At 40.7% G+C, this 6,537-nt stretch carries 9 protein-coding genes; 2 read left to right on the top strand and 7 right to left on the bottom strand.

Features of this window, described 5'->3' with window-relative positions:
* The 5 genes from ACH0QE_RS12465 to ACH0QE_RS12445 form a co-directional block, all read right to left on the bottom strand.
* On the bottom strand, positions 1–989 hold a 989-nt coding region (locus ACH0QE_RS12465; protein ID WP_415800969.1), incomplete at its 3' end, for a S8 family serine peptidase.
* A gap of 265 nt (positions 990–1,254) precedes the next feature.
* Positions 1,255–2,034, bottom strand: a complete 780-nt coding sequence (locus ACH0QE_RS12460) for an ABC transporter permease (protein ID WP_415800968.1) — start codon at positions 2,032–2,034, stop codon at positions 1,255–1,257.
* Complete coding sequence (locus ACH0QE_RS12455; RefSeq protein WP_415800967.1) at positions 2,031–2,939, bottom strand: ABC transporter ATP-binding protein; 909 nt, start codon at positions 2,937–2,939, stop codon at positions 2,031–2,033. The genes ACH0QE_RS12460 and ACH0QE_RS12455 overlap by 4 nt, the downstream gene beginning before the upstream one ends.
* Positions 2,940–2,941: 2 nt before the next feature.
* A complete protein-coding gene (locus ACH0QE_RS12450; RefSeq protein ID WP_415800966.1) occupies positions 2,942–3,139 on the bottom strand; it encodes a PLD nuclease N-terminal domain-containing protein in 198 nt (65 codons plus the stop codon).
* 202 nt (positions 3,140–3,341) lie between these two features.
* The gene (locus tag ACH0QE_RS12445; RefSeq protein WP_415800965.1) at positions 3,342–3,662 is read right to left on the bottom strand and encodes a DUF4870 domain-containing protein; all 321 of its coding nucleotides are present in this window, start codon (positions 3,660–3,662) and stop codon (positions 3,342–3,344) included.
* Positions 3,663–3,845: 183 nt separating this feature from the next.
* Between ACH0QE_RS12445 and ACH0QE_RS12440 the strand changes: the two genes are divergently transcribed.
* Positions 3,846–4,970: an amidohydrolase gene (locus tag ACH0QE_RS12440; protein ID WP_415800964.1), complete on the top strand. Its 1,125-nt coding sequence runs from the start codon at positions 3,846–3,848 to the stop codon at positions 4,968–4,970.
* 274 nt (positions 4,971–5,244) lie between these two features.
* Complete coding sequence (locus tag ACH0QE_RS12435; RefSeq protein WP_415800963.1) at positions 5,245–5,805, top strand: GNAT family N-acetyltransferase; 561 nt, start codon at positions 5,245–5,247, stop codon at positions 5,803–5,805.
* Between the two features lie 47 nt (positions 5,806–5,852).
* Here the strand turns inward: ACH0QE_RS12435 and ACH0QE_RS12430 are convergent, their stop codons facing one another.
* Positions 5,853–6,017, bottom strand: a complete 165-nt coding sequence (locus tag ACH0QE_RS12430) for a hypothetical protein (protein WP_023627716.1) — start codon at positions 6,015–6,017, stop codon at positions 5,853–5,855.
* 193 nt (positions 6,018–6,210) lie between these two features.
* Positions 6,211–6,537 (bottom strand): SDR family oxidoreductase (locus ACH0QE_RS12425; RefSeq protein WP_415800962.1); only part of this gene is annotated, 327 nt, incomplete at its 5' end.

The following is a 6,537-nucleotide window of genomic DNA, read 5'->3' as shown; positions in this document are numbered from 1 at the left end:
GATACTCTGATCATTGTCTGGCTGCTAGGACTTCTGTGTGTTGAACCTGTGTCATCGCCTGACAATTTCCCAGGGCTGCTAAGATCCACCGCGTTGTTTCCAGCAGAACCAACAACCGTTACACCTTTCTGGATAGCGTACTGGATTGCACGATTGAATAATTGAACATCTGCTACAATGTCCTTCGTGGCATATTCAGGATCCTGGAACCAGTCGTATCCACCAAGAGACATGTTTACTACGTCAACATTATCGTCTGCAGCTGTCATTAGAGCCTCAGCAATATGGGAAGTTGCTGCACCGCCAGATGGACCGAATACTCTGTAAGACGCCACTTTCAGATCTGGGCCAACTCCAAGAGCTCTTCCGTTTGCTGCAATTGAACCAGCAACGTGTGTACCGTGGCTGTTCTGGTCAATCGGATCATCATAACCAGGTACGAATGACTTACCGCCAACGTAATTTTCTTTTAAATCAGGATGATTGTAGTCAATGCCTGTATCAATAACACCGACCACAATATCCTCGCCATCTACAGACAAACCAGTTCCTCCTGGCAGATTCCAGGATTCACCATCGTTGGTTACCTGTTTAATATCCCACATAAAATTATTGTAAATATCAGCTCCATCAGCAAGGTCATCAACAGCCACTGTCTCTCCATCAATCGTTTGTTCAGGATAAACAGTATTTTCAACACCAGCTTCTAAAACAATAGATGACTTCTTCACTTCATTCAAGAAGTTAGCATTTTTAGAAGTAACCTCTACAGCTCCAAGCTTGTCCAATTTATCTTCCACCTGGCCACCGGCTTTTTTGATCGCATCAGCATAACCTGCTGGAAGTCCCTGCTGGTCTTTAAAAATGACCAGGTATGTATTTTCTGTATTTGTTTCTGCTTCCCCTTTTGTAACGCCTGAATTAAAAATTGTAGCGGCACCCAAAAGGACAGCGAGTGTTCCTGCATAAAGTTTTTTTCTTGTCGACATATTACCCCTCCTTTTTTTCTTAATTTTCATTATATTTAAAAATCACACTTTAGCAATATAATGAATTCGACATCTAAATCCAGTATTTATCCAGAAAATTAGGTATAATTTATTATTCGTAAGTTTGCCTTTGAAATAATATCCTGTTGAAATATGTTAAAAGAACCATTTTGACACTTTAATTATCTAAGTATTTCGACAAAACCATAGTAAAAACAGTTCTTCCTTCCTAGCAAAAAAATAAGACCCGGTCATTGACCAGATCTCAATCTGCAAGTTCTTTTCTTTTAAAAATATATATTGCCAATACAACAAATAAAATTGTCATTGATAAAGTAACACCTGTCGTTGGCCAAACATGCTCTGGCCACTTTTCGGTAATCAACCTTACAGAAACATAGGAAACAAGCTGTGTCGGACTCCATTCGAGGAGGTGCTGGAAGGAACCTCCTATAATCGTAGAAATAAAGACAGTAACTAGTGCTACCATACCGGCTGCGACTGGCTGCATGAACATTGCACTGCAAAGGATTACGAAGGACAATACCAATATGAGCCATAATGAATATAGACCGAACGATTCCATGAAAGCCCCAAATGGAATAAACTCAAACAGAACGCCAGTATAATACCAGCTTGCCAGCATTCCAAGGAACAATGAAACGACGATTAATATAAGTGCAGCTGCCCATTTGGAAGTGATATAAGAGAAATAGGAAACTGGTTTTACGAGGATCAGCTGTGCGACACCGCTCTTTCTCTCCCCGGCAACCGTTCCCATCATGGAGAGGGCGATGATCAATATTCCAATCATCTGATACTGTCCCAAACTCATGATAAAAACTTCCTGAGCTGAAGGTTCGGGCATTTCAAATACTGCCCCTTCCGGAAGGCCGCCCACAGAATTAAGGATCTCCGGTAAATAGTAGGTGGTCAGAGGATCCATCACCCCAAGCAAAATAAAGGCGATCGGCATCCAAATCCATTTGTAGTTCCTTGCCATCTCCAGGAATTCTTTGTTTAGTAGAGTGAACCATTGCTTCATTTTTGCACCACCTTCATGAAAACATCTTCAAGACTGATTGAACCGATTTCATATTTATTTAGCGGCCAGTTCTCCCTGGCTGCCAAGGTCAGAATAACCTCTTTAACTGCTTCAAGATTTTCAGTAAAAATACTTGCTTTATTGCCTTCAATTTGGATGGAATCGATTTGTGGTTGTTCTGAAAGAGTTTTTAAAAAGCTGGAGGCTTCTTGGCTAAAAACCAGATCGATTTTTGACTGGTGATATTTCTCCCTGAATTCATCCATTGTTCCCGACTCAATAATTTCTCCATTGTGAAGAAACAAAATACTTTCACACACTTCTTCGGCATCATTAAGGATATGAGTAGAGAATAATACAGTCGCTTCCTTCTTGAGCTTTTCCAGCAGTTCAAGAACTTCTCGTCTTCCAAAAGGGTCCAAAGCAGAAACTGGCTCATCCAGCATGATGAGTTTAGGTCTGTGGATAATCGCCTGGGCAATCCCGAGGCGCTGCTTCATCCCCCCGGAAAACTTGCCGATTCTCCTGTTTTTTGCATCCGCGATACCCACAAGTTCCAGCAGCTCAGCTGACCGTTCCTTTGACTCCTTTGCAGGCAACCCTGATAGCTTTCCAACATACTCGAGAAATTCCCTTGCTGTCATCCAATCATGAAATACAGGATGCTGCGGGAGATAACCAATCAACCGACGATGGTCACCTCCCTGCTTTTCCCCCGAGAAAGAGATATTACCTTCCGTTGGTTCGAGCAGCCCAGAGAGCATTTTCAGTGTAGTTGTTTTACCTGCGCCATTGGCTCCAATCAAAGCTACACATTTACCATTTTCCAACTCGAAGTTTAACCCTTTAATCACTCGCAAGTCCTTAAAACTCTTTTCCAAATTTTCTACTGTGACTAAGGGCATTATTAATTTCTCCTTCCGATCACGAAATACAGGATAGGCCCAATAATGTTGACAACCAATATAACGATTGCCCAAACCCATTTAGGACCATTTGTTTTTTCGATCTTTATTAAATCAATCACCGCAACAACTAATAAAATAACTTGAATGAACAATATAGGTGCAATTAAAGCCCAATTGATATCAGCGAATAATTCCATTTTGATAACCTCCTTATTTGTTTTACATCCATAAGACGGCTGAAGCAAAAATTCGTTCAAAGAATTTTATTTTAAGAGCTGATTTTTTATAAAACTTTGCTACAAAGTCAATTCTAATTACAAGCAAGAAGCAACCGAGTGAAAAAGGCATAAAAAATATCCGGCATAAAATATGCCGGATAATGTATTAAAATCTTATTTGTTACAGGAGCCTGAAAATGAATGGAATTCGATATTCCTGACCTTCATATGCTTTTATCGCACCTACAATGGTGAATATCATGGCTAATATCCCGATGACCCACAACATAAAGATTCCAATCAACAAGATGACAAGAATACCGCTGACAATTCCATATACAGTATAAGAAATAAAAAAGTTTATATATTCCCTTCCATGGTAATCAATATAGCTTGAATCATCCTTTTTAACGAGCCAGATAATCAGCGGTCCAAGAAAAGCAGTAAAAAAGCTAATAATATAAATGCCTGCTGCAATAAGTCTTTCATCATTTTTCGGCATTGTTTTTTTCCTCCAATATTCTTATATTTAACTTTACGAAAAAGCAGTAAAAAAGTTTCATTATAAATGAACTTTTTCATTATAATGAAAATTAAGGGTTTTCCTTATAGGAGAAAGCAAATTTTACTTGACCCAACGATTCTCGCCAATGCGCAAGAAAATAAGGACAGGATAGGATGGAAAATGAACAGGATACTACTTAAGAACGCAAAAGTAATGCCAATCACCTCTGAGCCAAGGCCAAATTGTGATGTTCTCATAAAAGAAGGAAAAATAATAAAAATTGACTCTGAAATTACGATTGAACCTGGGTACGAGATTATTGATTGTAAAAACAACTTTTTGCTTCCAGGCTTCATCGATGTCCATACTCACCTCGGCCTTTATGATGAAGGTACAGGATGGGCCGGAAATGATGCCAACGAAACGATTGAGCCGATGAGTCCTCACGTACGGGCGATTGACGGGGTCTACCCGCTCGACCCTGCCTTCGGCGATGCACTTAAATATGGGATTACCACAGCACATGTTATGCCTGGAAGTGCGAATGTAATCGGCGGAACGACGTCGGTCATTAAAACGGCTGGAAAAAACGTTAAGAATATGATCATCCAAGAAACAGCTGGACTTAAAATTGCACTAGGTGAAAACCCGAAACGAATTCACAGTATGGGGAATAAAGATTCCATCACACGTATGGGGATCATGGGGATGCTAAGGGAAGCTTTTTACGAGGCGATGAATGCTGAAAATCATGAATCCCTAAGAGTTAAACCGATCATTAAAGCGTTGAACCGGGAAATACCAGTTAGAATCCATGCCCATAGAGCAGATGATATCATGTCTGCAATCAGATTTGCTGAGGAATTCAATCTGGATTTACGGATCGAGCATTGTACTGAAGGTCATTTGATTGCAGAAGAGCTGGCCGGCCTGAATTTGAAAGTTTCAGTAGGTCCAACACTCACCCGCCGTTCGAAAGTGGAACTTAAGAATAAGAGCTGGAAAACTTATCAGGAACTGACTGATCATGGTGTAGAGGTATCTGTCACGACTGATCATCCATACACCCCAATCCAGTACTTAAACCTTTGTGCGGCAATCGCAGTGAGGGAAGGATTATCTGAACAAAAAGCACTCGAAGGAATCACGATTCTGCCAGCAAGGAACCTGCGGGTTGATGACCGTGTGGGCAGTATCGAGCCTGGGAAAGACGCTGATTTGGTCCTTTGGAATCAGCATCCATTCCATTTCAGCGCAAAGCCAATTTGGACAATGATCAATGGCAAAGTCGTTTATCAGATTTAGTCGAAAATCGCTGTTGATTCCTGGCAAAAAAACACAGAAAAAAAGGGTGAAAAACCTATTTTCTTTTTTTAAAATATCCTGTATTATACTCTTTGGAAATATAATTTCATAAAGCAAAGTGATTAGGGAAGGCAAATGGTGCGCCACCAGTATCCTGGTTCTAGTGGGTTCGATTCCCACCCCGAAATTTTTTAGCAACTTACAAAAAATTTCGAGGGTGGCCGTGTAGTTACATTCGCACGGGATAGGACTGCCCTGCGTGGAGGGATACAATATGCTCAAAAAACGCGATCTACATGATTGCCATGAATTATTTGAGCTGATGGCGCATCCGGAGGTCTTCCCTTTTGTGCGCCAAAAGGCACATTCATATGAAGAATTCGTATTTATAACAAAGCAAACGATTGAAGCGGAAGAACAAGGAGAATTAATCTCCCGTACCATACTTGACGAGTGGGGAGCTCCAATTGGCACAATCAATCTATTTGATATCCAGGAAGGAGCCGGTTTTTTAGGCACCTGGCTGGGAAAACCTTACCATGGCAAAGGATACAACACCTTGGCTAAGGATGCTTTCTTCCAGGAATTATTTTATGATATTGGGATTGAGACCATTTTCATGCGTATCAGGAAAGTTAATATCCGCTCTATCAAAGCAGCAGAAAAGCTGCCTTATGTGGTAAAGGCAAACGAAACCCGTAAGCACATATATGAGCAGTTAAATGCTAATGGAGAGATTTACGACCTGTATGAAATTCCTAAGGATCAATATACACTGTATCTAAAAAGGTCTGGTGTCCAAGAAGAAGAAGCAGCCCAATTATTGGAGGCATAATTCACCAATATACAATATACAAAACGCCCTGAAAGACAGGGCGTTTTCTAATTAAGCAGATCCTGCCCATTTGTTTCTTCCCGTTCCGATAAGGAAGCCTCTGACAGGAATGCTTCAAGTTCGGCATCTGTCAATGTTTCATACCTTCCATCCTCAAAGAAAACTTGCGTCTGATTTGGATTGATCCTATTCATGTTAAACCCTATTCCCATTTTCATCACCTCGCAGAATTAAACTAAATACTATTAATTATTAGATAATTCAATTCGATTTGACTGCTAATTGTTATTAGTTTTCCCAACCTGGTTCACGTTATTCAATTAGGTTTTTTTCAAAAACGGTCATCCATAACCCGATAATGTATCAAAATAAAAACGCCATGGTTGGCGTTTTTAATGGTCTCTCCTAAAGGTTTTCACGCAAAGCTTTTCCTAGCACATCTTTCCCGCCTGTTATTGGAATGATACTTCCAGTAATAAAACTGGAATCTTCATTTGAAAGAAAGCTTATCACCCGTGATATATCTTCCCCGGTTCCCGGTCTGCCTACTGGTACAGAAGAATCCAGGGAATTCAAGGATTCGCTGATTGTTCTTTCTTTCCATTCACCTGTGATGTCACCAGGGCAGACCATATTGGCGGTGATCCCGTTTTCTGCCTCTTCCAGCGCAAGTGTCTTTGTCAATGAAGCCAGTCCTGACTTAGCCGCCGCAAAAGCAGACCTGTAAATCCA

It is taken from the genome of Mesobacillus sp., from assembly GCF_047739415.1.
Classification (GTDB): domain Bacteria; phylum Bacillota; class Bacilli; order Bacillales; family Cytobacillaceae; genus Mesobacillus.
This window is presented reverse-complemented; position numbering and strand designations above follow the sequence as displayed.